This is a genomic window from Streptomyces diversicolor (assembly GCF_057537855.1).
On the sequence record NZ_BAAJXA010000038.1, the window covers coordinates 1 to 24,334 of the forward strand.

21 protein-coding genes are annotated in these 24,334 nt (G+C 72.8%); 16 read left to right on the forward strand and 5 right to left on the reverse strand.

What is annotated here, in order from left to right:
* Positions 1-404, reverse strand: a 404-nt coding sequence (locus tag AC27LF_RS34285) for a hypothetical protein (RefSeq protein ID WP_487231286.1), incomplete at its 3' end; no start/stop codon positions are given.
* Positions 405-552: 148 nt separating this feature from the next.
* Entirely contained in the window at positions 553-1,338 is a 786-nt protein-coding gene (locus AC27LF_RS34290) for a hypothetical protein (protein ID WP_479659371.1), read from the reverse strand.
* Positions 1,339-1,876: 538 nt separating this feature from the next.
* Here AC27LF_RS34290 and AC27LF_RS34295 point away from each other — a divergent pair.
* Together AC27LF_RS34295 and AC27LF_RS34300 are read left to right on the forward strand one after the other, a co-directional pair.
* Complete coding sequence (locus AC27LF_RS34295) at positions 1,877-2,590, forward strand: transglycosylase family protein (RefSeq protein ID WP_479659372.1); 714 nt, start codon at positions 1,877-1,879, stop codon at positions 2,588-2,590.
* Positions 2,591-3,363: 773 nt separating this feature from the next.
* The gene (locus tag AC27LF_RS34300; protein WP_351729740.1) at positions 3,364-3,579 is read left to right on the forward strand and encodes an I78 family peptidase inhibitor; all 216 of its coding nucleotides are present in this window, start codon (positions 3,364-3,366) and stop codon (positions 3,577-3,579) included.
* 51 nt (positions 3,580-3,630) lie between these two features.
* Here the strand turns inward: AC27LF_RS34300 and AC27LF_RS34305 are convergent, their stop codons facing one another.
* Both AC27LF_RS34305 and AC27LF_RS34310 read right to left on the reverse strand, forming a co-directional pair.
* Entirely contained in the window at positions 3,631-4,647 is a 1,017-nt protein-coding gene (locus AC27LF_RS34305) for a phosphatase PAP2 family protein (protein WP_479659373.1), read from the reverse strand.
* A 238-nt stretch (positions 4,648-4,885) separates the two neighbouring features.
* Positions 4,886-6,163 carry a mannosyltransferase family protein gene (locus tag AC27LF_RS34310; RefSeq protein ID WP_479659374.1) on the reverse strand — a complete coding sequence of 426 codons (1,278 nt, stop codon included), beginning with the start codon at positions 6,161-6,163 and terminating at the stop codon, positions 4,886-4,888.
* Between the two features lie 263 nt (positions 6,164-6,426).
* Between AC27LF_RS34310 and AC27LF_RS34315 the strand changes: the two genes are divergently transcribed.
* Together AC27LF_RS34315 and AC27LF_RS34320 are read left to right on the forward strand one after the other, a co-directional pair.
* Positions 6,427-8,028, forward strand: coding sequence for an MFS transporter (locus tag AC27LF_RS34315; protein ID WP_479659375.1), 1,602 nt, complete (start codon positions 6,427-6,429; stop codon positions 8,026-8,028).
* Positions 8,029-8,948: 920 nt separating this feature from the next.
* Positions 8,949-10,139 (forward strand): acyl-CoA dehydrogenase family protein, encoded by a 1,191-nt coding sequence (locus AC27LF_RS34320; RefSeq protein ID WP_479659376.1) that lies wholly within the window; start codon positions 8,949-8,951, stop codon positions 10,137-10,139.
* A gap of 42 nt (positions 10,140-10,181) precedes the next feature.
* Here the strand turns inward: AC27LF_RS34320 and AC27LF_RS34325 are convergent, their stop codons facing one another.
* The gene (locus tag AC27LF_RS34325; RefSeq protein ID WP_351729755.1) at positions 10,182-10,622 is read right to left on the reverse strand and encodes a cell division protein SepF; all 441 of its coding nucleotides are present in this window, start codon (positions 10,620-10,622) and stop codon (positions 10,182-10,184) included.
* A gap of 312 nt (positions 10,623-10,934) precedes the next feature.
* Between AC27LF_RS34325 and AC27LF_RS34330 the strand changes: the two genes are divergently transcribed.
* From AC27LF_RS34330 to AC27LF_RS34385, 12 genes are all read left to right on the forward strand, one after another.
* Positions 10,935-12,125, forward strand: a complete 1,191-nt coding sequence (locus AC27LF_RS34330; RefSeq protein ID WP_479659450.1) for a DUF5685 family protein — start codon at positions 10,935-10,937, stop codon at positions 12,123-12,125.
* A gap of 434 nt (positions 12,126-12,559) precedes the next feature.
* Positions 12,560-12,730 carry a hypothetical protein gene (locus AC27LF_RS34335; RefSeq protein ID WP_479659377.1) on the forward strand — a complete coding sequence of 57 codons (171 nt, stop codon included), beginning with the start codon at positions 12,560-12,562 and terminating at the stop codon, positions 12,728-12,730.
* On the forward strand, positions 12,727-14,484 hold the full coding sequence (locus tag AC27LF_RS34340) for an FAD/NAD(P)-binding protein (protein WP_479659378.1): 1,758 nt from the start codon (positions 12,727-12,729) through the stop codon (positions 14,482-14,484). The genes AC27LF_RS34335 and AC27LF_RS34340 overlap by 4 nt, the downstream gene beginning before the upstream one ends.
* A 192-nt stretch (positions 14,485-14,676) precedes the next feature.
* Positions 14,677-15,780, forward strand: a complete 1,104-nt coding sequence (locus tag AC27LF_RS34345; protein ID WP_479659379.1) for an LLM class flavin-dependent oxidoreductase — start codon at positions 14,677-14,679, stop codon at positions 15,778-15,780.
* Positions 15,781-15,785: 5 nt separating this feature from the next.
* Positions 15,786-17,132 (forward strand): NtaA/DmoA family FMN-dependent monooxygenase, encoded by a 1,347-nt coding sequence (locus AC27LF_RS34350; protein WP_479659451.1) that lies wholly within the window; start codon positions 15,786-15,788, stop codon positions 17,130-17,132.
* Positions 17,133-17,675: 543 nt separating this feature from the next.
* A complete protein-coding gene (locus AC27LF_RS34355) occupies positions 17,676-18,581 on the forward strand; it encodes a S1 family peptidase (RefSeq protein WP_479659380.1) in 906 nt (301 codons plus the stop codon).
* 140 nt (positions 18,582-18,721) lie between these two features.
* A complete protein-coding gene (locus AC27LF_RS34360; RefSeq protein WP_479659381.1) occupies positions 18,722-19,525 on the forward strand; it encodes a slipin family protein in 804 nt (267 codons plus the stop codon).
* Positions 19,526-19,758: 233 nt separating this feature from the next.
* A complete protein-coding gene (locus AC27LF_RS34365) occupies positions 19,759-20,838 on the forward strand; it encodes a S1 family peptidase (RefSeq protein ID WP_479659382.1) in 1,080 nt (359 codons plus the stop codon).
* Positions 20,839-21,279: 441 nt separating this feature from the next.
* Positions 21,280-21,546, forward strand: coding sequence for a hypothetical protein (locus AC27LF_RS34370; protein ID WP_479659383.1), 267 nt, complete (start codon positions 21,280-21,282; stop codon positions 21,544-21,546).
* Positions 21,547-21,950: 404 nt separating this feature from the next.
* The gene (locus AC27LF_RS34375) at positions 21,951-22,757 is read left to right on the forward strand and encodes an ABC transporter ATP-binding protein (RefSeq protein ID WP_479659384.1); all 807 of its coding nucleotides are present in this window, start codon (positions 21,951-21,953) and stop codon (positions 22,755-22,757) included.
* Complete coding sequence (locus AC27LF_RS34380) at positions 22,754-23,515, forward strand: ABC transporter permease (protein ID WP_479659385.1); 762 nt, start codon at positions 22,754-22,756, stop codon at positions 23,513-23,515. The genes AC27LF_RS34375 and AC27LF_RS34380 overlap by 4 nt, the downstream gene beginning before the upstream one ends.
* Positions 23,516-23,530: 15 nt before the next feature.
* Positions 23,531-24,325, forward strand: a complete 795-nt coding sequence (locus tag AC27LF_RS34385) for a MerR family transcriptional regulator (RefSeq protein WP_479659386.1) — start codon at positions 23,531-23,533, stop codon at positions 24,323-24,325.
* Positions 24,326-24,334: the final 9 nt, after the last annotated feature.

Genomic DNA, 24,334 nt, shown 5'->3' on the forward strand with positions numbered 1-24,334 from the left:
CGCGGTCCTGGCGGCAGCGCGGCCGGCACGTGATGCATCCCGTTCTCGTGCCGCCCCAGCGATCCGACCCGCTGCCACTGCACCTGCTGCTGCCCGGTGCCGTGGCGGGCGCTGTAGGCACCGGCGCTGTAGGCGGTGTACGCGTGCGAGCCGTGCGCCCCCGTGTCGTACGTGCCCGTCCCGTGCGCTCCGGTGGTGTGCGGGGCGATTCCGAAGGCGGTGAACTTCAGCTCCTCCTCGCCGCTGCGGTCGCCCGGCAGCGCCCGGAAGCTCTTCAGCCACTCCGTGTACACCGAGTCGTAGATGGGCGTCGCCGAGTGGCCGCCGGATGAGTCCTGAGCGGCCCTGGCCGACGGCACGGGGGAGAAGGAGGAGCGGCGGGAAGGAGCGTCATATGCGTGCACGTATCTCCAAACGACCCGGGGCCGCTCGGGATGCGGCCCCGGCGGGCGGCTTTGGGGGCGCGCGGAACTGCGCCACCAACAGCGCACCACCCGCGGCCCCTTCAGGACCGCTGAGTGGGCCCGGGCGCCCCGGGGACGCGCGGAGCCGTCAGGTACCGGCCAGCGGCAGCGTGGCCGCGACCAGCTTCCCCACCGCGGCGGCCTTGTCCAGCGCGTCCCGCAGCAGATCCTCGCGGGGCTGGCGGCCGATGGAACCCACGGGTGCCGCGAACATCAGCACCTGCTGGTGCTTGTTGGCGGCGGCCCGCCAGCTGTCGGTCACCTGGAGCGGCTGGTGCGCCTGCCACCAGGCGACCGGCTGACCGCCGTTGCCGCCCGGCTGCAGGACGGCGTGCAGCTGACCCACCGCGAGCAGCACGGACCAGCCGTGCAGCACCGGCGGCACCGCGTTCAGCACGGTGAGCGGCATGAACCCCTGCTCGATGAGCAGCGGCAGGAAGTCGTCACCGGTCCCGGTCGTGCCGGGGCGCACGATCGGCGCGGTCGGCTCCACGACGAGCGCGGGGTGCAACTCCCCGGCGATCAGGACCAGTCCGCTGGTCACTCCGAGCACCGCCTGCTCGGGCACCGCCTGCACCGGGCCGCCGGCGGATGCGGCGTCGCCGCTGATGGAGCGGACCGCCCCGCGCAACTGCTCCTCGGTGACCTGGACGACCTGCGAGGGCAGGCAGCTGGCGTGGGCGAAGGCGAGGACGGCGGTCTCCTCCCCGATGAACAGGACGGTGCTGGTGCGCTCCTGCTCGGAGTCGCCCGGGGTGCGGCAGGAGGTGCAGTCGTAACTGCCCGGGGCGTTCTCTCCGGCGAGCAGCCGGTCGGCTTCTTCGTCGCCGATCTCGGCGCGTACGGCGTCGCTGACGTCGAGCATGCGCGGCACGGTGGCTCCCTCGGGATGCGGTGCGGTGCGACCGGGTGGCTCCCGGCCCGTGAGCCCCGGGGTTCCGGGCTCATGAAGAAGACAACGGGCGACCTGTGGCGGGAGTCACGCTCCGGGGAGTACGGAATCACCCCGGCCGGCACACCCTGTAACCCTTGGTATCGACATGGGTACGGTGTGTCAACTTCGCGCGGGCCAGGGGCACTTGGGGCGGTGAACTGGGTCACAGGTCGACAGGGCGACTGGTCGACAAATCCGGAAATCGGCGAACGAAATGGGTGTCCGGAAATCGCCGATACCCGAGGTAACGGTCAACTGGCCTGGAATGACGAGGAGTTGGTTGATGCCGGCCCGCGCGGCTGCCTAGATTCCTCCGCCGTGTGCAACGAGCACCGCTCGGGTACGTCCGCCGTCGCACCGGTCCGGCACCATCGCGGCACCGGCGCGGGCGGACGGGCCGGAGCGCTGCGCCCCCGCGTCCCTGCGCGAGGGCCGCGCCCCGGCTTGGGGGACCCCGGGTTTGCGGAGAGGGATTGACATGTCCGAACACTCGGAATGCGCCCATATCACTCGCGACCACGTCCGTGCGGACGGCGCCCGGGGCGGCAGCGCCCGCCGGGCGCGGACCACGGCGGCCCTCGCCGGGGCGGCGCTGCTGGCCCCGCTCGGGGTGCTCGCCGCGGCCGGCAACGCCGCGGCGGCGGACGGCGGAGTATGGGACCGCATCGCCCGGTGCGAGAGCGGCGGCGACTGGCACATCGACACCGGCAACGGCTACTACGGCGGGCTCCAGTTCTCCGCCGGCACATGGCGCGCCTACGGCGGCACCGCGTACGCGCCGACCGCCGACCGGGCCACCCGGGAACAGCAGATCGCGGTCGCCACCAAGGTCCAGGGCGCCCAGGGCTGGGGCGCCTGGCCGGTCTGCTCGGCCCGCGCCGGCGCGTCCGGCACCGCGCCCGCGGCGGGCTCCGCCGGAGCCGGAAGCACGGACCGCCCGGCCTCGGACGCGACGGCCCGCACGAGCAGGCGGAGCGCCCCGGCGCAGTCCACCCGGTCCGAGCGGCCACGGCAACAGGACGCCGCCGCCCGGTCCGTGGTCGGCGGTGACTACACCGTCCGGGAGGGCGACACGCTCAGCGGCATCGCGGTGCGGCGCGGAACCAGCTGGCAGCGGATCTATGCCGGCAACAGGTCCGTCATCGGCGCGGACCCCGACCTGATCGTGCCCGGCCAGCACCTCGCCCTCTGAGCCGCGCCCCCACCCGCCGGTTCGATCCCGGGCTCGCCGTCGGTTCGGCTTCGGGCAGGCTCGCCGTCGGGGTGTGGTTCGGGGCGTGTGCGGGTGGATCGTGGCTGGGCGCGCAGTTCCCCGCGCCCCTGGGTCGGCTGCAGTTGGCGCATGATCGCGGACACGCCGACCCGCCCTTGACCACGCCGCCGCTCCGGCTCCGGGCTCATCTCCGGTCCGCCCCCGGGCTCGCCGCCGGTCCGGGCCTCGGTCAGTCTGCCGGTTCGGTCCCGGGCTCGCCGTCGGTTCGGCTTCGGGTAGGCCCGCCGTCGGGGTGTGGTTCGGGGCGTGTGCGGGTGGATCGTGGCTGGGCGCGCAGTTCCCCGCGCCCCTGGGTTGGCTGCGGCTGTCGTGTGCCGGGGTGGGCGGGTCGTGCCGTCCGCCCCGCTCCGGGGCCGGCGGCGGGGTTACGGGGGTTCTGTGGCGGCGCGGTGAAATTCCTATGCGACGTCAGTTCCCGCCAACCGTCCGGATTCGGCCGGGAAAGCGGCCCCGCGGCCGTCCCCGAGCGGCACTCCGGCACCTTTCCCCGGTGCATTTCGAGGGGGCACCGCAACACGCGGTAATTCCGTTCGAATGCGCCGGTAAGACGTCCGGAACCGCCCGTTCGTGTGACGGAGTTCGACCGGAACACATGTCGTGATCCTGTGACAGAAGCGTGACCGGAGAGGTATGTGCGGGTGCCCGCGACCGTTCCGCTTCCCCGGTGGCCGGACAGCGCCTAGCGTGGCCGTATGGCACCGATTCCCACTCCGCCAGCGGAGCCCAAGGACAGTCCGGAAGGGTACGTCGGCCTGGACGCGACGGCCGCCGAGCGGCGGGCACGCGAGCGCGGATGGTCGACCGTACGCTCGCTGCCGCCCGGCGCGATCATCACCATGGAGTACCGCGTGGGCCGGCTGAACTTCGAGGTGCGGGACGGCAGGGTGGCGCGCGCCTGGAAGGGCTGAGACGGTGCGGCGGCGGGTGGTGTGCGTACCGGACCCGCCGCCGCGGCGCCGTCAGCCCCCGGTCATCGGGCGGGCCGCCTGGGTGCCGGCGCGCGGGACGCGGTCCGCATGCGGCGGGCGGCGGCTGCCCACCGGGGTGACCGGAGTGCGCTCGGCGCGCGTAGTGTGCGGGCCCGGCGCCAGATGGATCGGCGCCCGGGGTGTGCGGACCGAGGCGACCGGCTCGCGGGCCGCGGGCGTCTCGTCGGCGGGCGTGGTGCGCGGCTTGAGCACCACGGGCGTGACCGGGACGGCGGGCGCGGGGGTGGTGCGGCCGGCGCGCCAGCGGTCGCGCAGGTCGAACAGGGCCGTCTCGGCCTTGGCGATCAGCGGCTCGACCCACGGCAGCGCCAGCAGGATCAGCAGTCCCGCGGCCCAGCCCAGCAACACGTCGCTCAGCCAGTGCGTACCGAGGTAGACGGTGGTGAGGCCGACGCCGAGCGAGGTCACCGCCGACAGCGCGGACAGCCAGCGGCGCGCCCTCGGGGTGGAGGCCAGATAGGCCAGGATTCCCCAGGTGACCACCGCGTTGGCGGTGTGACCGCTGGGGAATATATCGCCGCCGAGGCCCATTTCGTTCGAGCCGATCACGGTCGCGTAGTGCGGTCCGAGCCGGCCCATGCCGATCTTCGCGGCGCCGACCGTGATGTTCAGCAGCAGCAGTGAGGCACCGAGGGTCAGCAGCGGACGGAGCGTGTGCTGCCGCCAGGAGCGCCAGCCCAGCCAGGCCGAGACCATCACCGCGGTGGGGCCGCGCTGGCCGAGCACCACGTAGTAGTCGAGGAAGGCATGGATCTCCGGCCATTGTTGGTAGGGCCGGAAGAACATGACCTGCCAGTCGAGCCGAACCAACCACGAGGTGGTCACCACGGCCCAGACGATCGCCAGGTAGAAAGCCAGGGTCGCGGAGAACAGAACGACCCGGTGCCGGCTCATCTTCGGCACATCGATGTGGGCCGGTCGTTCCGGCTCACGGTCCAGCCTGGCGAACACCCGGTCCAGACGGGTGAGGTTTCGTTCGGTACGCACCCAATCGACGTTACAGCGAGTGAGCTGTGTGCCCGGGCGAATCAGCGGCTTTGTGATGACGATGTGATGTGGGAAACCTCTCAACTGGCGGCCAATTCCCGAAGATTCCACAATCCACGGTCGATGCCGGGTGCAATTCCTTTGATCATGCCGGGTGTTCGTTTTACGGCGCTTATGAATTCGTTCACCGGGGCATCGGACGGAATTCTCCTGCCGCTCACCCGGCGGCCGGCTGTGATCACGGCGGGCCGGAGCCGTTCAGCCAGAACGCGCCGTAGAGCGCCGAGACCACCGCGACACCGGCCGTGACCTGCGCCGACCGGGAGGTGGGCAGCCGGGCCAGGGACCGGGCGAGCGGCAGCAGCAACGGGAAGGCGGGCAGCAGCAGGCGCGGCTTTGAGCCGAAGTAGCTTGACGCGCACAGGGCGAGCGCGGTGACGACGCCGGTGTACACCAGCAGCGCGGGCGGCTGGCCCTGCCGTATCCCGGCCGCGTACAGCCGGATCAGCAGGGCGACGCCGATGATCAGCGCAAGTCCCGCGAAGGCCGATGGAATTGACGTGAACTTGTCGGCGATGAAACGGGCGAAGGCGTATCCGCCGTCGAAGCCGTTGCGCCAGCCCGCCTGCACATCGAGGTACCCGAGGGGGCCCCTGCCGGTGCGACGGCCCACCCACAGGACATAACCGGCCGCCCCGAGGGGAGCGATCAGCAGGCCGAGGGAGCGCCGCCACACGTCTGCGCCCCGAGTGACCCAAGGGGCGCGTGTTGCGTCATGGGCGCCCGCCGCGGTCCGAACGCGCCGGGCGTGGGCGGCGCTTACGGCGTCAGGGGCGCATCCGTCAGCGCGCGCGCCGTCCGATATCGCGGTGCGCCGACCTCGCACGAACGGCGCAAGGCCCGCCACCCACACCGCCGCGACCACGGCGAGCCCCACCGGCCGGGTCAGCCCGGCCAGCGCGGCGAGCACCCCGGCGCTCACCCAGCGCCCCGTCAGCACCGCGTACAGCGACCAGGCGGCGAGCGCCGTGAACAACGACTCGCTGTACGCCATCGACTGCACGATCCCGACGGGCAGCACGGCCCACAGCAGCACGGCGCACACCCCCGCCCCGCGGCCGTACACATGGTCGGCCACCGCGAAGATCCCCCAGGCCGCGGCGAGCGAGGCGAGCAGGGCGACGACAAGACCCGCGTCCGCGTACGACAGCGGCAGCACCGCGTGCAGCAGCCGCTCCAGCCACGGCAGCAGCGGGAAGAAGGCGAGATCGGAGTGGACGTCGCCGTTCGGCAGCCGCACCTCGTAGCCGTAGCCCAGCTCGGCGACCCGCGTGTACCACAGCGCGTCCCAGCGGGCGGTCAGCAGCGTGTGGGCGTCCTTGCCGCGCGCCGCGCTCCACGCCGTGAGCACGACCAGGCCAAGGGCGCGGACGGCGGCGTACCCGAGCAGTGCCGGGGCCGCCCGGCGCAGCGGTGCGGCGCGAGCGGGTGTCACCCGTGTCTCAAGATCGGTCACGGGCTCGATTATCGACCGGCCGTGGGAGCGCAGGACCGGCCGGTGGGCGGTCAAGGGTTTGCAGAGTGGTGTACGCCACACGGGTTGACGCGGACTGTGAGAGGTCCGCCACGTACCACCCCGACGGACTCGCGTACGCTGGCATGTCACTCGCGTTCGTATCGCGCGCCGCTGGAGACCCCGCTCCTCTCCGGCCGTACGACGGGGCGTCCCCACCCCGCCGGTGTCCGCCGTACGCGAGGGAACTTCTGGGAGGTACGTACATGTCCGGGACGACCACGGCCGCCGCTGGGCTGCGCCGTCGGGCGGCCGGGGCCGGTGCCAACCGCTGGGTCGTCCTCGTCGTCCTCTGTGTCAGCCTGCTGCTCGTCGCCCTCGACGCGACCGTGCTGCACGTGGCGGTGCCCGCCGTCACCGAGGACCTCAGGCCCGGCGCCATAGAACTGCTCTGGATCGTCGACGTCTATCCGCTCGTCTGCGCCTCGCTGCTGATCCTGTTCGGCACGCTCGGCGACCGGGTGGGCCGCAGACGGATCCTGCTGCTCGGCTACGCCCTGTTCGGCGTCGCCTCCGCGCTGGCCGCCGCCGCGTCCAGCGCCGAGGTGCTGATCCTCGCGCGGGCGCTGCTCGGCGTCGGCGGCGCCATGATCATGCCCGCGACGCTGTCGATCCTCCGCCAGGTCTTCCCCGACCGGCGCGAGCGCGCGCTGGCCATCGGCGTCTGGAGCGCGGTGGCAGCGGTGGGCGCCGCGGTCGGCCCCCTCCTCGGCGGCTTCCTCCTGGAGCACTTCTGGTGGGGCTCGGTGTTCCTCGTCAACATCCCGCTGATGCTGGTCAGCCTGCCGGTCGGACGGCTGCTGCTGCCCGAGTCGAAGGGGGAGCGCAACGGGCCCTGGGACGTGACCGGCGCGCTGACGGCGGCGGCCGGGCTGTTCGGTCTTGTGCTCGGTGTGAAGCGGCTCGGCGGCGGGGAGCCGGTGGCGAGCCCGTACACGCTGGTGCCGCTGCTGGTGGGCCTGTTGCTGCTGGTGTGGTTCGTGCGCCGGCAGCGGCGGCGCCCGTATCCGCTGGTGGACCTGCGGATGTTCGCGCGGCCGGCGTTCAGCACCGCGGTGGGCTGCATCGTGCTGGCCATGCTCGCGCTGGTGGGACTTGAGCTGATCGCCGCGCAGTATCTGCAACTGGTGCTCGGGCTGTCGCCGCTCCAGACGGGACTGCGGCTGCTGCCGCTGACCATCGCGGCGATGGCCGCGGGGCTGGTGGGGGCGCGGATGCTGCGCCGGTTCGGGCCCCGGCGGATGGTGTGCTTCGGTTTCTGTCTGACCGCGGTGGCCGTGCTCACGCTGACCGCGATGGGCGGCCACGACAACACCGGGCTGCTGCTGGCCGGCTTCGTCCTGCTGGGCTTCGGCCTGGAGACCACCCTCTTCGGGGCGTACGAGTCGATGCTCAGCGAGGCGCCGGCCCGGCAGGCGGGCGGGGCCGCGGCGATCGGGGAGACCTCCTACCAGTTGGGGGCCGGGATCGGTATCGCGCTGCTCGGCAGCGTGATGAACGCGGCGTACGCGCCCGGCCTCACGTCCGTGCCCGGGGTGCCGGCACCGGCCTCCGCGGCGGCCGGGCATTCGCTCGGGGAGGCGTACGAGGTGGCCGGGCGGCTCGGCGGACCGGCCGGAGCCGCCCTGCGCCGCGCGGCCGAGGACTCCTTCGTGCACGGCCTGCATGTGACGCTGCTGGTGAGCGCGGGGCTGCTGCTGCTCGGCGCGGCGATGGCGCTCCGGCTGCCCCGGGCGATGCAGTGCGAACCGACCCCGCTGGACCTACCCGCACCCCGCGGCGCCGAACGGGCACACGCGTCGGCGTGAGCCGCACGGCCGGGCCGGTGGGGGCTGGGCGTGGGGGCGTGGGTGCTTGTAGCGGGAATTGCGCGCCGGTCACGATTCCGCCGTAGCCCGCACCCGCTGCCCGCGGCCGTAGCCCGCTGCCCGCGGCCGTAGCCCGCTGCCCGCCCGTAGCCCGCGGTGCCGAGTGGGTACACGCGTCGGCGTGAGCCGCGGGGTCGGGCCGGTGGGGGCTGGGCGTGGGGGTGTGGGGACTCGTAGCGGGAGCTGCGCGTCGGCCGCGATTCCGCCGTAGCCCGTAGCCCGTAGCCCGTAGCCCGTAGGCCGCGGCGCCGAACGGGCACACGTGTCGGCGTGAGCCGCGGGGTCGGGCCGGTTGGGGGCCGGGCGTGGGGATGTGTGGGTCGTAGCGGGAATTGCGCGCCGGCCACGATTCCGCCGTAGCCCGTAGCCCGTAGCCCGTAGCCCGTAGCCCGTAGCCCGCAGCCGGAGGACGCACCCGCAGCCCGGGGCCCGCGGCGCCGAGTGGGCACCCGTGTCGGCGTGAGCCGCGGGGTCGGGTCGGTGGGGGGTTGGGTGTGGGGGTGTGGGGGGTCGTGGCGGGATCTGCGCGCCGGTCACGATTCCCCCGCAGCCCGCACCCGCTGCCCGCGGCCGTAGCTCGCTGCGCGCCCGTAGGCCGCGGCGCCGAGTGGGCACGCGTGTCGGCGTGAGCCGTGCGGTTGGGGCGGTGGGTGGGCTGGACGTGGGGCGTGGGGGGTCGTAGCGTCGGGGCGGAAGTTTTAACTAGCGGTGCTAAGCGGGTCGAGCGGGGTCCGCCGCGGCCCGGCAGTGCCCCGAGGGCCCGCGGAAAACCACGCCGGGCCACGATGCAGCCGCAGCCGGCCGACGGCGTATCACGGCCCGTCCCGCACGGCGCCCGGTTTTCTCTCGGAGGGTGTTCCATGTCCGCGTCCTCGACGTTGCCCCCGTTCGATCCGGCCGACCCGCTCGGCCTCGACGACCTGCTGGACCCGGAGGACCTGGCCGTCCGCGACACCGTGCGGACCTGGGCCGCGGACCGCGTGCTGCCGTTCGTCGCCGAGTGGTACGAGAGCGGCGAACTCCCCGCCATCCGGGAACTCACCCGCGAACTCGGCGCCCTCGGGGCCCTCGGCATGTCCCTCACCGGATACGGCTGCGCCGGCGCCTCCGCGGTGCAGTACGGGCTCGCCTGCCTCGAACTGGAGGCCGCCGACTCCGGCATCCGCTCGCTCGTCTCCGTACAGGGCTCCCTCGCCATGTACGCCATCCACCGGTTCGGCAGCGAGGAACAGAAGCGGCACTGGCTGCCCCGCATGGCGTCCGGCGAGGTCATCGGCTGCTTCGGGCTCACCGAACCGGACCACGGCTCCGACCCCGCCTCGATGCGCACCCACGCCAAGCGCGAGGGCGGGGACTGGGTGCTGAGCGGCCGCAAGATGTGGATCACCAACGGCTCCGTCGCGGGCGTCGCCGTGGTGTGGGCGCAGACCGACGACGGCATCCGGGGCTTCGCCGTGCCGACCGACACCCCCGGCTTCGCCGCCCCGGAGATCAGACACAAGTGGTCGCTGCGCGCCAGCGTCACCAGCGAACTCGTCCTGGACGACGTACGGCTGCCCGCCGACGCCGTGCTCCCCGGGGTCGTCGGCCTCCGCGGCCCGCTGAGCTGTCTCTCGCACGCCCGCTACGGCATCGTGTGGGGCGCCATGGGTGCGGCCCGCAGCTGTTTCGAGGCCGCCGTCGACTACGCGAGGACACGGGAGCAGTTCGGGCGGCCGATCGGGGGCTTCCAGCTCACTCAGGCCAAACTCGCCGACATGGCGGTGGAACTGCACAAGGGGATTCTGCTCGCCCACCATCTGGGGCGGCGCATGGACGCCGGCCGGCTGCGCCCCGAGCAGGTCAGCTTCGGCAAGCTCAACAACGTACGGGAGGCGATCGAGATCTGCCGTACCGCGCGGACCGTCCTCGGTGCCAACGGGATCTCCCTCGAATACCCCGTGATGCGGCACGCGACCAATCTCGAATCGGTGCTCACCTACGAGGGCACCGTCGAGATGCACCAGCTCGTGCTGGGCAAGGCGCTCACCGGACTCGACGCCTTCCGCTGACCCGGCCCGGGGGCCGAGGCGGGGCCGGTGAGCGGCCCTGCCTCAGCTCTGGTTGAAGAAGCCGTCCGAACGGTGCGCGGCCGGCTCGCCGCTGATGATCTCCGTGTCGGCGGGGGTGAGCAGGAAGACGCGGTTGGAGACGCGGTCGATGGAGCCGCGCAGGCCGAAGATGAGCCCGGCCGCGAAGTCGACGACGCGCTTGGCGTCGGCGGCCTCCATGGCCGTGAGGTTCATGATGACCGGGACGCCCTCGCGGAACAGCTCGCCGATGGCGCGGGCGTCCCGGAAGCTGTCCGGGGTGACCGTGCCGATCCGGCGGCCCTTCTCCTCGGCGGTGTCCGAGGCCACCTTGACCCGCGGGTCGGTGACCCAGGCATCCCCGGGCTGCTCGGTCCCTTCGGAGTAGTCGTCGTCGTAGTAGCGCTCGTCATCGTTGTCGTCGACGAGGCCAAGCCAGGCACTCGCCTTGCGTACCGATCCCATGGACGCCTCCTCTCACAGCGGTCCTTCTTGCTTTCCGCACCCCTATGGTCGTCCATGATGCGGATGGCGCGCCAAGTGGATAGTCGCCGCGCGGGGGGTTTGTGACGCTACTGGTGCACGGCGCGTACGTCGAGAGCCCGGTCCCCCCAAGGGTCGTGCCTCGTACGGCTGCTGACTGTGAGTGAAATATGATTCTTCGCGGCGTATGGGTGAGAAGTGGTGCGTCCGGGTGAGCGGAGCGGACGATACGGACCGACGGTCGGCCGATACGATGCGGCGGTTCAACGTCGTATGAGCACACGGGGGGACGTCGTGTTCGGGATGGTACGGCCCTGTCGGCATCGGCTCGGCGAGGACTTCGAAGCCCAGTGGATGGCGCACTTGTGCGGGCTGTGTCTTGCGCTGCGCGGCGATCACGGGCAGTTCGCCCGCGTCGTGACGAACTACGACGGGCTGCTGCTCTCGGTTCTGACGGAGGCTCAGTCCGGCCCGGCGGCGACGGGCCGGCGCACGGCGGGGCCCTGCCCGCTGCGCGGGATGCGCACCGCCTCCGTCGCCCGGGGCGAGGGCGCGCGGCTCGCGGCGGCCGTCTCGCTGGTGCTCGCCTCGGCCAAGGTGCGCGACCATGTCGCCGACGGGGACGGGCTGCTGGCGCGCCGTCCGGTGGCGCTCGCCGCGCGCCGGGTCGCCGCGAACTGGGGCCGGGCGGGCGCCCGCGGCGGATCGGCGGTCGGCTTCGACACCGGCATCCTCGTCGACGCCGTCGACCGGCAGGTGGGCATCGAGGCCCTGGCGGGCGTGGGCACGCCGGTCCTGACCGTCACCGAACCGACCGAGACCGCGACCGCCGCGGCCTTCGCGCACACCGCCGTGCTGGCCGGCCGGCCGGGGAACGCCGCGCCGCTCGCGGAGGCCGGCCGGCTCTTCGGCCGGCTCGCGCATCTGCTGGACGCCGTGCAGGACCGGGCGGCCGACGCCGCGTCAGGTGCCTGGAACCCGCTCACCGCCACCGGCACCCCGCTCACCGAGGCCCGCCGCCTCGCCGAGGACGCGCTGCGCGGCATCCGGCTCGCCCTGCGCGAGGTGGAGTTCGTCGACGGCGGGCTCGCGCATCTGCTGCTCGCGCACGAACTGCGGCGCTCGGTGGACCGGGCCTTCGGGACGGGCTCCTGCGGGCACGCGCCCGAGGCCGCCTTCGGACCCCCGCGGGCTCCGCGGGCCCCGCAGCCGCCGGGCGCCCCCTACGGACCGCCCGGCGATCCCCTGGGCGGCGAGCCGCCGCGCCGGGACCGGCGCGGGATGTGGGCCGGGTGCGCGGCGGCCCTCGGGCTGTGCTGCACCTGCAAGGTGTGCTGCGCCGACGAGTACGAAGGGCCGTGGTCGCGGCAGCGGCGGGAGGGCCTGTGCAACAACTGCGACTGCGACTGCGGCTGTGGCGACTGCTGCGGGGACAGTTGCGGCTGTGACTCCTGTGACTGCTGCGACTGCGGCTGCAATTGCTAGTCCACAGGGGGTCCGGCGCGCGTGGGCGTGCGTGTCGGGCAGCGGCCATGGGTGAACAGACGTGAGAACGGGGGCGCGAGGGGAGGGGAGCGCGTGTGAAGACGACAAGCGAGGCGAGAACGCGCGGGGCGCCCGCCGGCGGGCGGGCGCGCAGTGGGTCAGCTCAACAGGAAGAGGACCACACGCGACCGAAGTCGATGTGGGAGCGGGTGACCAGCCACTGCTGTGGACGCATGCGCCAAGTGGAACAGGTCCCCGGTTCCCCGTCAACCGACCTGAGACGTACCGCTCACAGTGTGGACAGCCTTGACAGCGAGCGGAAACGCCCGCGTACTCTCGGCGAACGGCCCTGCTGAGGGGCTCGGCCGTAGGCGCCGCGAGGCGCCCCGTGTGAAGACGCCCACCGTGTCCCAGCTATGTCACGGAGCCTTCGCATGCCATCCGACACCCTCAGCAAAGTCCCCGCCGCACCGCGGCCCCTGATCCTCGGATCCGCCCCGGACATCCCGCGGACCGTTCCACAGCGCGGGACCGTCCCGCGCACCGCCGCCGCCGTCGTCGTCGTGGCGCTCCACCGCCCGTCCGGCGCCGAGGCCCGCCGATGAGACGCGCGCTGGTGATCGTCGGGGCCGGGCCGCGGGGGACCGGTCTGCTGGAGCGCATCGCCGCCAACGCCCCCGAGCTGTACGCCGGTCAGGGCCTCGACATCCATCTGGTCGACCCCTGCCCGCCGGGCGCCGGACGCATCTGGCGCGCGGCGCAGTCCCCGCTGCTGTGGATGAACTCGCACGCCGAGGACGTCACCATGTTCACCGACGAGACCGTGCGGATGGCAGGCCCGGTGCGGGAGGGCCCCACCCTGCACGAATGGGCGGGGCTCGACGGCCGGACCTTCGCCGACCGGCAGCTCCAGGGCCGGTATCTGCGCTGGGTGTACGAGCGGGCCGTCGCCGATCTGCCCGCGGACGTCGCCGTCCACCACCACCCCCGGCGCGCCCTGCGGGTCAGCGGCCCGCGCGACGGACGCCAGCAGGTGTGGCTGGAGGGCCGCCCGCGCCCGCTGCTCGCCGATGCCGTGGTCCTCGCCCTCGGCCACCTGGATGCCGAACTCGACGACGAACAGGCCCACTTGGCGGCGTACGCCGATGCCCACGGGCTGCTCCACCTGCCGCCCGACTTCACCGCCGACACCGACCTGTCCCCGCTCGGGGCCGGCGAACCCGTCCTGGTCCGCGGCTTCGGACTGGCCTTCGTCGACCTGATGGTGCTGCTCACCGAGGGCCGCGGCGGACGGTACGAGGGCGAGGTGTACCTGCCGTCGGGGCGTGAACCGGTGCTGTACGTCGGCTCTCGGCGCGGAGTGCCGTACCACTCGAAGATCGGTTACGACCTGACCGGTGAACGCCCCCCGCTGCCCCGCTTCTTCGGGCCCGCCGAGGTCGACGCGCTGCTCGCCCGGCCGGACGGCTTCGACTTCCGGCGGGACGTGTGGCCGCTGGTCGCGAAGGAACTCGGCTTCGCCCACTACCACCGGCTGTTCACCGCCCATCCCGAGCGGACGGCCGCCGACTGGGCCGGCTTCGAGGAGAAGTACGCGGCAGCCCGTACCGCCGACGAGATACGCGCGCTGGTCGCCGCCGCCGTGCCCGACCCCGCCGACCGGCTCCGCCTCGGCGCGCTCGACCGCCCCCTCGACGGGGTGCGCCTCGGCTCGCACGAGGAGTTCCAGGACTGGCTGCGCCGCTATGTGGAGGCCGACCTGGGCCGCCGTCACGATCCACGGCACAGCCAGGACCTGGCGGTGTTCCTCGCGCTGCTGTCCGTCTACGGGCAGTTGATCCGGCTCGGCGACGTGGGTCCCTGGTGGCACGGCTTCTTCAGCTACCTCGCCTCCGGGCCGCCCGGCCCCCGGCTGCGGCAGCTGCTCGCGCTGTCCCGGGCGGGCGTGGTCAGGTTCGTCGGCGCCGACATGAGCGTGACCGCCGAGGACGGGGTGTTCCGGGCCTCCTCCGCCACCGTGCCCGGCTTCCGCGTCGAGGCGCGCGCCCTGGTGGAGGCCCGGCTGCCCGAACCCACCGTGGGGCGCGCCCGCGACGGCCTGCTGCGCGCCCTGCACGCCGACGGCGCCGCCGAGAGCCCCGACGGACTGCTGCGGGTGGACCGGGCCGACGGACGGATCCTCGACGCGGACGGCCGGCCGCACCCCCGCCGGTTCGCGCTGGGGCCGTACACCGACGGCCGCACCCCCGGCGCCTTCACCCGGCCGCGCACCGGCGGACCGGCGTTCCGGCAGAACGACGCCACCGCCCGCGCGGCCCTCGCCCTGCTGCGGGAGACGGCCTGTCGCGCCGCCGCGTAGGCCCGTCCCGTCCGCCGCCTTCACCAAGGGATTTCACGCGAGGAGCGTCATGGCCGACAGCAGACCCGTGTCCAGGAGCTTCGGACGACCCGGCGGCCGGGCTGCCGGACACCTTGCGGCACATGCGGACGCGGGTCCTGCGCCGCGAGGTGCCGCGCGCCCGTCGGCCCGGCACAGGAAGGTTCTTCTCCCATGACCCCATCGTCCGGCCGGGGGCTGCTGCACCTGGCCGCCGCGGTCGACCAGCCGGGGGCGTACGACGCCGCCGCGTACACCGGACCGGCGCGGCTCGCCGAGCGCGGCGTGCTGGACTTCGTGACGCTCAAGGACGGCTTCGCGCGGCCCGGACCCGACGCGCTCGCCGTCCTCGCCCGGGTGGCGCCGGAGACCCGGCGCATCGGGCTGGTGCCCACGGTGACCACCACGCACACCGAGCCCTTCCACGTCCAGGCGGCCGTCGCCACCCTCGACTGGGTCAGCGGCGGCCGGGCCGGCTGGCAACTGGACGTCTCGGCCACCGAGCGGGAGGCGCGCCTCGTCGGCCGCCGCCGGGCCGCATCCGCCGCCGCGCTGTGGCGGCAGGCCGGTGAAGTCGCCGACGTGGCCGAACGGTTGGGGGACGGCGCGGAGGAGCACGCCGGGGCGCAGGACCCGGCGACCGGCCACCGGGGCGGGCCGCACTCCGTCGACTTCACCGGCTCGGCCTTCTCGGTCCGGGGGCCCTCGACCGTGCCGCGCCCGCCCCAGGGGCATCCCGTGCGCGTGGTCGACGCCACCGAGGGGCCCGCCCGGGCCACGGCGGCCCGATACGCAGATGTGGCGCTGGTGCGGGCGGCCGGCTGGGCCCGGGCGGCCGCCGTGCGCGAGGAACTGCGGTCGGCCGCGGCCCGGTTCGGACGGGACCCGCGGACGCTGCGGGTCCTGGCGAGCCTCGTCGTCGACCTCGGGGGCGGCGAGGCCACCGCGGAGCCCGGCTGGGGGTCCCCGCTGCCCGGCCGGGGGCACGGGCGCCGCGGCGCCGCCCGGCGGGGCGCGCAGGGGCCGCCGCTGTACCGCGGGGGCCCCGTCGACCTGGCCGAACTGATCGCGGCCTGGCACGGGCAGGGGGCCGTGGACGGCTTCCACCTGGTTCCCGCCGAGCCGCACCGCGATCTGGAGCGACTGGTCAACGGCACCGTGGTGCTGCTCCAGCACCGCGGTCTGTTCCGCACCTTCTACCCGGGCAGCACGCTGCGGGAGCACCTGGGCCTGGCCCGGCCCGCCGGCCGGTACGCGGCGGCCAGGAACCGATCATGACCGTCATGACCGCGGCCGGGCCCGCCAGGAAACGGATCCACCTCGCCGCGCTGCCCCACCCGGGGCCCCGCGCGGACGGGCCCGCCCCGGACGGCGGCGGCCCGGTGGGCCGGTCCGGTCCGGGCGGGACGCCACGGCTCGCGTTCCCTTCGTACGCATCGTACGAACGGGTCGCTCGCACCGCCGAACGCGGGCTGTTCGACTTCCTTCTGCTCGCCGGCGGGCCGTTCCCGCGCGAGCCCGAGGGTCGCGTGCCCGCCGCTGACCCGGCGGGGCCCGAGCCGGTCACCGCGCTCAGCGCCCTCGCCGCGGTGACCGAGCGGCTGGGGCTCGCCGCCACGGTCGACGCGAGCCGCGACGAACCGTACGAACTCGCCCGGCGGCTCGCCACGCTCGACCATCTCAGCGGGGGCCGGGCCGGCTGGCACCTGGTGGCCTCCGCGGACGGCACGACCGGCGGGAACCTGCGCCGCGACGGCGGCCTCGACCGCGCCGAGCGGTATCCGCGTCTCGCCGAATTCGCCGCGGCCGCAAGGCGGTTGTGGGACTCCTGGACCCCGCAGGGGGCGGCCGGGCCGGTCGCGTACCGGGGGCGGCACTTCGACCTCGCCGGCGAGTTCACCGTGCCGCGCCCGCCGCAGGGGCACCCGGTGCTCATCCAGACGGACGACTCGGACGAGGGCCGGGAGTTCGCCGCGGCCACGGCCGACGTCGTCTGCCGCGGCCGTGACGTCGCGGTCCGGCCGCCGACCGGGCCCGGGGCCGGGCCCGGGCCGTTTGAGGCGGCCCGCGCCTTCTACGCCGATGTGAAGCGCCGCCTGCGCGGGTACGGCCGGGCACCGGACGACCTGAAGGTCATGCCCGCCGTCGGCGTCGTCCTCGGCGACACCGCTGCCGAGGCCCGGGAGAGGGCCGCCGAACTCATCGGACCACCCGCGCCTCTGCCGACCGGCCCGAACGCATGGACCGCCGACGGCACATGGACCGCCCCGGACGGGGACGCGTGGACCGCCGACGGCGCACGGACCGACCGGGACGCGTGGACCGCCGACGGCGCACGGACGGTCGCCGACGGGTGGACCGTCACCCGGGCGCGGACCGTGTTCGAGGCGGGCCGGCGCCCGTGCTTCGTCGGCACCCCGGAGGCGGTCGCCGCCGAACTCGACGCCTACGTACGGCGGGACGCCGCGGACGGCTTCGTCCTCGTCCCGCATGTCGTGCCCGGCGCTCTGGAGGAGTTCGTGGACCGGGTGGTGCCGCTGCTCCAGGAGCGCGGCGCGTTCCGCACGGAATACGGGGGCGCCACGCTCCGCTCGCACCTGGGGCTCGGCGTCCCGGCACGGAAGGACTGACGACAACGCCGACGCCAACCCCGACGCCGACGACGACAACGCCGACGACGACGGCAACGCCGCCCATCCGGAGGGGTGACTTCCGGACATTCCCGGGAAGTGGGTGGCGGACGGTGATGCGGTTGTGCTCACCGCCGCCGAGGCCGCGACGGACTGCCCCTGGACGGGCGGCCGTTCGAGGGCGCGGCGGGGCCCGGTGCCGACGCCGAACCGGCGGCCGGCCTCGCGCTCGGCGCCCGCCGGCTCGTGGTGCCGGCCCGCGAGGGGGTCTGGGGCGTGCGGGACCACGACCCCGACCGGGGAAGGGGACCCGGTTCGAAACGGGCTGGTCGGGACATGAGCGGGCCAACAACGCGCAAAGGCCGGTCAAAGGGCGACGGCCGAAAGGCACCCTTGCGCCGACCGGCCGTTCGGCCGAATACTCCCCCTCAGCGCTTGTCAGGGGCATGCCGCGTCCGCAATCCGGCCGCCCATGCCGCTGACTGCGCCTCACGGGCCCCGACCCCACGCGGGCCCCCGACTTCCCCTGGGAGGGAACGAAACGTGAGGAACAAGCGCACCACCCCCCGCGGCGGTATCGCGAGACGGACCCGGCTGATCGCCCTGGCCTCCGGCTTCGTGGCCGCCGCAGCCTTCGCCGCCCCCACCGCCAGCGCGAGCGACGTCCAGACCTTCAGCACCAACCAGCTCACCAAGGCGAGCGATTCCGTCCTCAAGGCCGACATAGCCGGCACGGCCTGGGCGGTCGACAGCAAGACCAACCGCGTCGTCGTCACCGTCGACAGCACCGTCTCCCAGGCCGAGATCGCCAAGATCAAGGAGCAGGCGGGAGCCAACGCCGGTGCCCTGACGGTCAAGCGCACCCCGGGCAAGTTCAACAAGCTGATCTCCGGCGGAGATGCCATCTACGCGAGTAGCTGGCGCTGCTCGCTGGGCTTCAACGTCCAGGACAACAGCGGCAACTACTACTTCCTGACCGCCGGTCACTGCACCGACGGCGCGGGCACCTGGTGGTCGAACTCCGGGCACACCACCACGCTCGGCACCACGGCCGGCTCGTCGTTCCCCGGCAACGACTACGGCATCGTGCGCTACACCAACAGCTCGGTCGCCAAGTCGGGCACCGTCGGCAGCGTGGACATCACCAGCGCGGCCACGCCCTCCGTCGGCACCACCGTCTACCGGCGCGGCTCGACCACCGGCACCCACAGCGGCCAGGTCACCGGGCTCAACGCGACGGTCAACTACGGCGGCGGCGACATCGTCAGCGGTCTCATCCAGACCACGGTCTGCGCCGAGCCCGGTGACTCCGGCGGCCCGCTGTACTCCAACAGCGGCATCGCCTACGGTCTGACGTCCGGCGGCAGCGGCAACTGCTCCTCCGGCGGCACGACCTTCTTCCAGCCGGTCACCGAGGCCCTGAGCGCCTACGGGGTCCACGTCTTCTGACGCCCGCGCGACGGCCTTCGCACCACCGGCCCCCGCACGCAACCGGCGTGCGGGGGCTCCCTTTTGTCCGTGCGCCGGGGTTACCTTCGAAGGGCGGGGGTGCTCTCCCGGCACCCCACTTCGGACCCCTGGGGGCCGGCATGGTCGAGGAGTTGGTGGCGGCGGGGGCGGCCCTCGTGTCCGCCGGTGCGGTGTATGCGGCGGCGGCGGCGCGGGTCGTCAAACAGTACGAGCGCGGTGTGGTGTTCCGGCTCGGCCGGCTCCGTCCCGAGGTCCGCGGGCCGGGACTCACCCTGGTCGTCCCGTTCGTGGACAGGCTGCGCAAGGTGAACATGCAGATCGTCACGATGCCCGTGCCCGCCCAGGAGGGCATCACCCGCGACAATGTGACCGTACGGGTGGACGCCGTCGTCTATTTCCAGGTGACCTCGCCTGCCGACGCGGTCGTCCGGGTCGAGGACTACCGGTTCGCGGTCTCGCAGATGGCACAGACCTCGCTGCGGTCCATCATCGGCAAGAGCGAGCTGGACGATCTGCTCTCCAACCGGGAAAAGCTCAACCAGGGCCTGGAGTTGATGATCGACAGCCCGGCCGTGGAGTGGGGCGTCAGCATCGACCGGGTCGAGATCAAGGACGTGTCGCTGCCCGAGACCATGAAGCGGTCCATGGCCCGGCAGGCCGAGGCGGACCGTGAGCGGCGGGCCCGGGTCATCAACGCGGACGCCGAACTACAGGCGTCGAAGAAGCTGGCGGAGGCGGCACAGCAGATGGCCGACACCCCTGCCGCGCTGCAACTGCGGCTGCTGCAGACGGTGGTGGCGGTGGCCGCCGAGAAGAACTCCACGCTGGTGCTGCCCTTCCCGGTGGAGCTGCTGCGGTTCCTGGAGAAGGCGCAGCAGCAACTGCCCCAGGCGCCCGGGGGGTCGAGTTCCGGCCAGGGGTGAAAGTCACTGTCCGCCGACCGGTTACCCGCACGTAGTGTTTGCGGTGCGAATCTCCTGCGATGACGGTGCGCGGTCAAAACGGTGGGGGCGTGCGCGGCCGTCGTACGCGCGTCCTGAAGTCGACCTTGTGTGCTCCCTGTGGGCCTCGGAATAGTAGGCGCCCGTCAACCAGCCTTCCGGCCCGTGAGGTCCCCACTACCTCTTCGGGCCATCCCCCCACAGGAGGACGTGAGTTGAAGCACCGACGCATACCCAGGCGGCGGGCCGCCGTGGCGGGCGCGGGAATCGCCGCACTGGCCGCAGCGGGTGTCACCTTCCAGACTGCGAACGCCAGCGAGCCGGCGAAGAGCGCCGCGCCCCAGGTCCTGTCGGCCCCGGCGGCCGGAAAGCTCGCCTCCACGCTCGTACGCGACCTCGGCGGCGACGGCGCGGGCAGCTACTACGACGCGCAGGCGAAGCACCTCGTGGTCAATGTGCTCGACGAGAGCGCTGCCCGGACCGTCGAGGCGGCCGGCGCCAAGGCCAGACTCGTCGCCAACTCGCTCGCCGAACTCGACGGCGCCCGCGCGACGCTGAAGCGGGACGCGACCGTGCCCGGTACCTCCTGGGCGGTCGACCCGGTCGGCAACAAGGTCGTCGTCACCGCCGACCGCACCGTCTCCAAGGCCGCCTGGGCCAAGCTCGCCGAGGTGGTCGACGGGCTCGGCGGCACGGCCGAACTCCGGCGGTCCAAGGGGGAGTTCAAGCCCTTCATCGCGGGCGGCGACGCCATCACCGGCTCGGGCGGGCGCTGCTCGCTCGGCTTCAACGTGGTCAAGGACGGGCAGCCGTACTTCCTGACCGCCGGACACTGCACCGAGGCCATCTCCACCTGGTCGGACTCGTCCGGCACCGTGATCGGCCAGAACGAGCAGTCCAGCTTCCCGGGCCATGACTACGGTCTGGTGAAGTACACCGCGGACGTCGACCACCCGAGCGAGGTCGACCTCTACGACGGATCCGCCCAGCAGATCACCGGCGCGGCCGAGGCCACCGTGGGCATGAGCGTGACCCGCAGCGGCTCGACCACCCAGGTGCACTCCGGCACCGTGACCGGCCTGAACGCCACCGTGAACTACCAGGAGGGCACGGTCAGCGGTCTCATCCGGACCGATGTGTGCGCCGAGCCCGGTGACAGCGGCGGCTCGCTGTTCTCCGGGAGCAGTGCCGTCGGCCTCACCTCCGGCGGCAGCGGCGACTGCACCTCCGGCGGCGTGACCTTCTTCCAGCCGGTCACGGAGGCGCTTTCGGCAACCGGCACCACGATCGGCTGAGCCGCGCCACCCCCACGCAGACGTCCCGCCCCGCACGATGGGCGGGACGTCTGCCGATGGTCCACTCTGGTCAGCGATTCGCCGGCGCGCTCCGCGGTGATGACGCCGCGCGGCCGGTACGACCGTTCGCGCAGCGCGGTGGCGAACGTCCCTGGGGGCCTCTTGGGGTACACCTGCCCGGGCGGCGGGCGGTTCAATGGAATCATGATGCGTGGAGGAACGTCGTCCGCCGCTGCCGTCGTCGGTGCTGTCGCTTGCGTGTTCGCCGCTCTCACGTCGTGTTCCTCGGATTCTTCGGACGGGCCGACCGCCGAGCGCCGGCCCAGCAGGTCCGGATCCGGGCCGGCGTCCGACCCCACGGGGACGGCCACGCCGTCGCCCTCGCCGTCCGGGCCGTGTGCTGACGGGACGTGCGAGATCAAGGTCGTCGTGGGAGACGTCGTGACAGTGCCGGAAAGGTACGGCCTCGGGCCGATCAAGGTGACGGCGATCGCCGACGGCAAGGTCGGCATGGCCGCCCGGCTGACAGGCTCGGGCTACAGCGTTTCGGGCTGTTCCGGTGGCGGCGGAGTGTCGTCGGAGGGCGAAGGCGGTGTCGGGTTCAGCTGCGGCGAGGGACCCGCCGCGACCATCAACAACGCCATGAGTCTGAAGGTCGTCGACATCCGTGACGCGGCCGCCGTCCTCGACATCGAACCCGCCGGCTGACACACGGCCCGTCCCTTGCGGAAGGGCCACTCGCGGGGCATTTCCTGTCTGTTGCGATGCGGGGACGGCTGTCGCCGCATCGGTGCGGGCGGTGATGCAGGGGTCGAGGCCGTTTCCGGCGCGGATCAGCAGGTCGCCGATGGCGGCGGAGACGCAGGGGTGTTGGCGGCTGAGGCCGGCAGCTTCGCCGCTCAAGGGCCTTCTGCTCACGCGCGTTGGCGGGTTGTGTTCGCGACAGCCGGTGAGAGAAGGGGCTTGGTCGGTCACGAAGAGTGCTTGACCGGGTTGCCCTCCCGTGGCTGGTCGGGGCCGGCTTGACCTTGACGCTGGGTCAACCCTCCATCGTTCCGGCAGGGCTGTCCTCGCAGCCGCGTGGGACAGCTCCGCAAAGGAGGCAGATGACCATGACGGCCCAGACGATCGCCGGTCCGGTGATGCGCGTGCGGGGTCTTGAGAAGTCGTACGGGAAGCTCGAAGTGCTGCGCGGTGTGGACTTCGACGTGGCGCCGGGCAGCATCTTCGCCCTGCTCGGCTCCAACGGGGCGGGCAAGACCACGACCGTGAGGATCCTCGCCACGCTCCTGAAGGCCGACGCGGGGACGGCGAGCGTCAATGGCTTCGACGTCGCCACGCAACCGGCGCACGTGCGGGAGTCCATCAGTCTCACCGGGCAGTTCGCGGCCGTCGACGAGATCCTCAGCGGTCGGGAGAACCTCGCCCTCGTCGCCAGGCTGCGCCACCTCAAGGACCCGGGCGCGATCGCGGACGACCTGCTGAGGCGCTTCTCGCTGACCGAGGCGGGCGCGCGGAAGGTGTCCACGTATTCGGGTGGGATGCGCCGCCGGCTGGACATCGCGATGAGCCTCATCGGGAATTCGCCGGTGATCTTCCTGGACGAGCCGACGGCCGGACTCGACCCCGAGGCACGCGTCGAGGTGTGGGACGCGGTCAAGGAGCTGGCCGGCCACGGAACGACGGTGCTGCTCACCACGCAGTATCTGGAGGAGGCCGAGCAACTGGCCGACCGGATCGCGATCCTCCACCAGGGTCGGATCATCGTGAACGGCACCCTCGCCGAGCTCAAGCAGCTCTTCCCGCCCGCCACGGTCGAATACGTCGAGAAGCAGCCGACTCTGGAGGAGATCTTCCTCGCGGTCATCGGCGGCGACAAGAGCGACGCCACTGGCACGACAACCGGGGGACAAGGATGACCGCGTACTTCTTCAGCGACACTGCCGCGCTCACGGGGCGGACCCTGCGCCATGTCACACGCAGCATGGACACCATCATCACGACCGTCATCACGCCGGTCGCCATGATGCTGATGTTCGTCTACGTGTTCGGCGGCGCCATTGACACCGGGTCGGTTCCGTACGTGAACTACATGTTGCCCGGCATCCTGCTCATGACCATCGCATCAGGCGTCTCCTACACCGCGTACCGGCTGTTCACCGATGTGAAGAGCGGGATCTTCGAGCGATTCCAGTCCATGCCGATCGCGCGGTCGGGTGTGCTGTGGGCCCATGTCGTCACCTCTGTGGTCGCCAACCTGATCGCGCTCGTGCTGGTCGTGGGCGTCGCTGTGCTCATGGGCTTCCGCTCAGGGGCAGGAGTGCCGGCATGGCTCGCGGTCGCCGGCATCCTGCTCCTGTTCACCCTGGCGCTGACCTGGCTCGCCGTGATCCCCGGGCTCTCCGCGTCGTCGGTCGAGGGAGCGGGCGCGTTCGCCTACCCGCTCATCTTCCTGCCGTTCGTCAGCTCGGCGTTCGTGCCCACAGGGACGATGCCCGGCCCGGTGCGCTGGTTCGCCGAGCATCAGCCGGTGACGTCGATCGTCGACACGATCCGTGCTCTGTTCACAGGGCAGCCGGTCGGCGATGACATCTGGATCGCGCTCGGATGGTGTGTGGGCATCCTCGTCGTGGCGTACGTCTTCGCGATGACCGCCTATCGCCGGAAGATCGCCTGAGGCAGGCTGGGACCCATGCTCACCATCAGCCGGCTGGCGGCGCACGCGGGGGTGACGGTACGGGCGGTACGTCACTACCACAAGATCGGGCTGCTGCCCGAGCCCGAGCGCGACCGGTCCGGGTACCGGACCTATGACGCTGCCGCGGTCGTGCGACTGATCCGGATCCACACCCTGGCCGATGCCGGTGTGCCGCTGGCCAGGGTGCAGCAACTCCTCGACGCCGGCCCGGAGGAGTTCGCCGCCGGCGTCCAGGAGGTCGACAAGGAACTGCGTGCCGAGATCCGGCGGCTGCAGGAGACCCGCACACGGCTTGCCCGGCTTGCCGCCGGAGAGCACCTGGCGCTCCCGCAGAGCGTCGTGGACTACCTCGACCGGCTGCGCGGTCTCGGCGTCGAGGAGCGGTACATCGAGATGGAGCGGGACGCCTGGATCATGATCGCCGCTCAGGTGCCCGACCTGATCGACGCCATGATCGTCAAGAAGCACGAGGAACTGGACGATCCCGACATGGTGAAGCTCTACAGCCTTCTCAGCGGGTCGCTCGACTGGCCGGCCGACGATCCGCGGCTCGTCGAGGTCGCCGACCTCCTGGAGCGCCTGATGATTCGTGCCGTTGAGGCCGGCGAGGTGGGTGACGACGGCTTCGACGACCAGTTCGTCACCCTGATGGACTCAGCCATGCTTGAGTCCGCACCGGGCGCCGCGCGGTTGTTGGCGATCCTGGAGGAGCGGGGCTGGAGGGGCTGGACGCGCATCGAGCGCGTGCCTGCCGACAGACTCAGCACTTACCCGCAGCCACCATCTTGAGGTGGCGGG

Bases quoted from the DNA above. Each gene is read 5' to 3' on its own strand.
- AC27LF_RS34325 (WP_351729755.1), bottom strand. From the start codon at position 10,622: ATGGGATCGGTACGCAAGGCGAGTGCCTGGCTTGGCCTCGTCGACGAC.
- AC27LF_RS34350 (WP_479659451.1), top strand. From the start codon at position 15,786: ATGACCGCGGCCGGGCCCGCCAGGAAACGGATCCACCTCGCCGCGCTG.
- AC27LF_RS34300 (WP_351729740.1), top strand. From the start codon at position 3,364: ATGGCACCGATTCCCACTCCGCCAGCGGAGCCCAAGGACAGTCCGGAA.
- AC27LF_RS34380 (WP_479659385.1), top strand. From the start codon at position 22,754: ATGACCGCGTACTTCTTCAGCGACACTGCCGCGCTCACGGGGCGGACC.
- AC27LF_RS34295 (WP_479659372.1), top strand. From the start codon at position 1,877: ATGTCCGAACACTCGGAATGCGCCCATATCACTCGCGACCACGTCCGT.
- AC27LF_RS34335 (WP_479659377.1), top strand. From the start codon at position 12,560: ATGCCATCCGACACCCTCAGCAAAGTCCCCGCCGCACCGCGGCCCCTG.
- AC27LF_RS34375 (WP_479659384.1), top strand. From the start codon at position 21,951: ATGACGGCCCAGACGATCGCCGGTCCGGTGATGCGCGTGCGGGGTCTT.
- AC27LF_RS34340 (WP_479659378.1), top strand. From the start codon at position 12,727: ATGAGACGCGCGCTGGTGATCGTCGGGGCCGGGCCGCGGGGGACCGGT.
- AC27LF_RS34315 (WP_479659375.1), top strand. From the start codon at position 6,427: ATGTCCGGGACGACCACGGCCGCCGCTGGGCTGCGCCGTCGGGCGGCC.
- AC27LF_RS34385 (WP_479659386.1), top strand. From the start codon at position 23,531: ATGCTCACCATCAGCCGGCTGGCGGCGCACGCGGGGGTGACGGTACGG.
- AC27LF_RS34360 (WP_479659381.1), top strand. From the start codon at position 18,722: ATGGTCGAGGAGTTGGTGGCGGCGGGGGCGGCCCTCGTGTCCGCCGGT.
- AC27LF_RS34345 (WP_479659379.1), top strand. From the start codon at position 14,677: ATGACCCCATCGTCCGGCCGGGGGCTGCTGCACCTGGCCGCCGCGGTC.
- AC27LF_RS34320 (WP_479659376.1), top strand. From the start codon at position 8,949: ATGTCCGCGTCCTCGACGTTGCCCCCGTTCGATCCGGCCGACCCGCTC.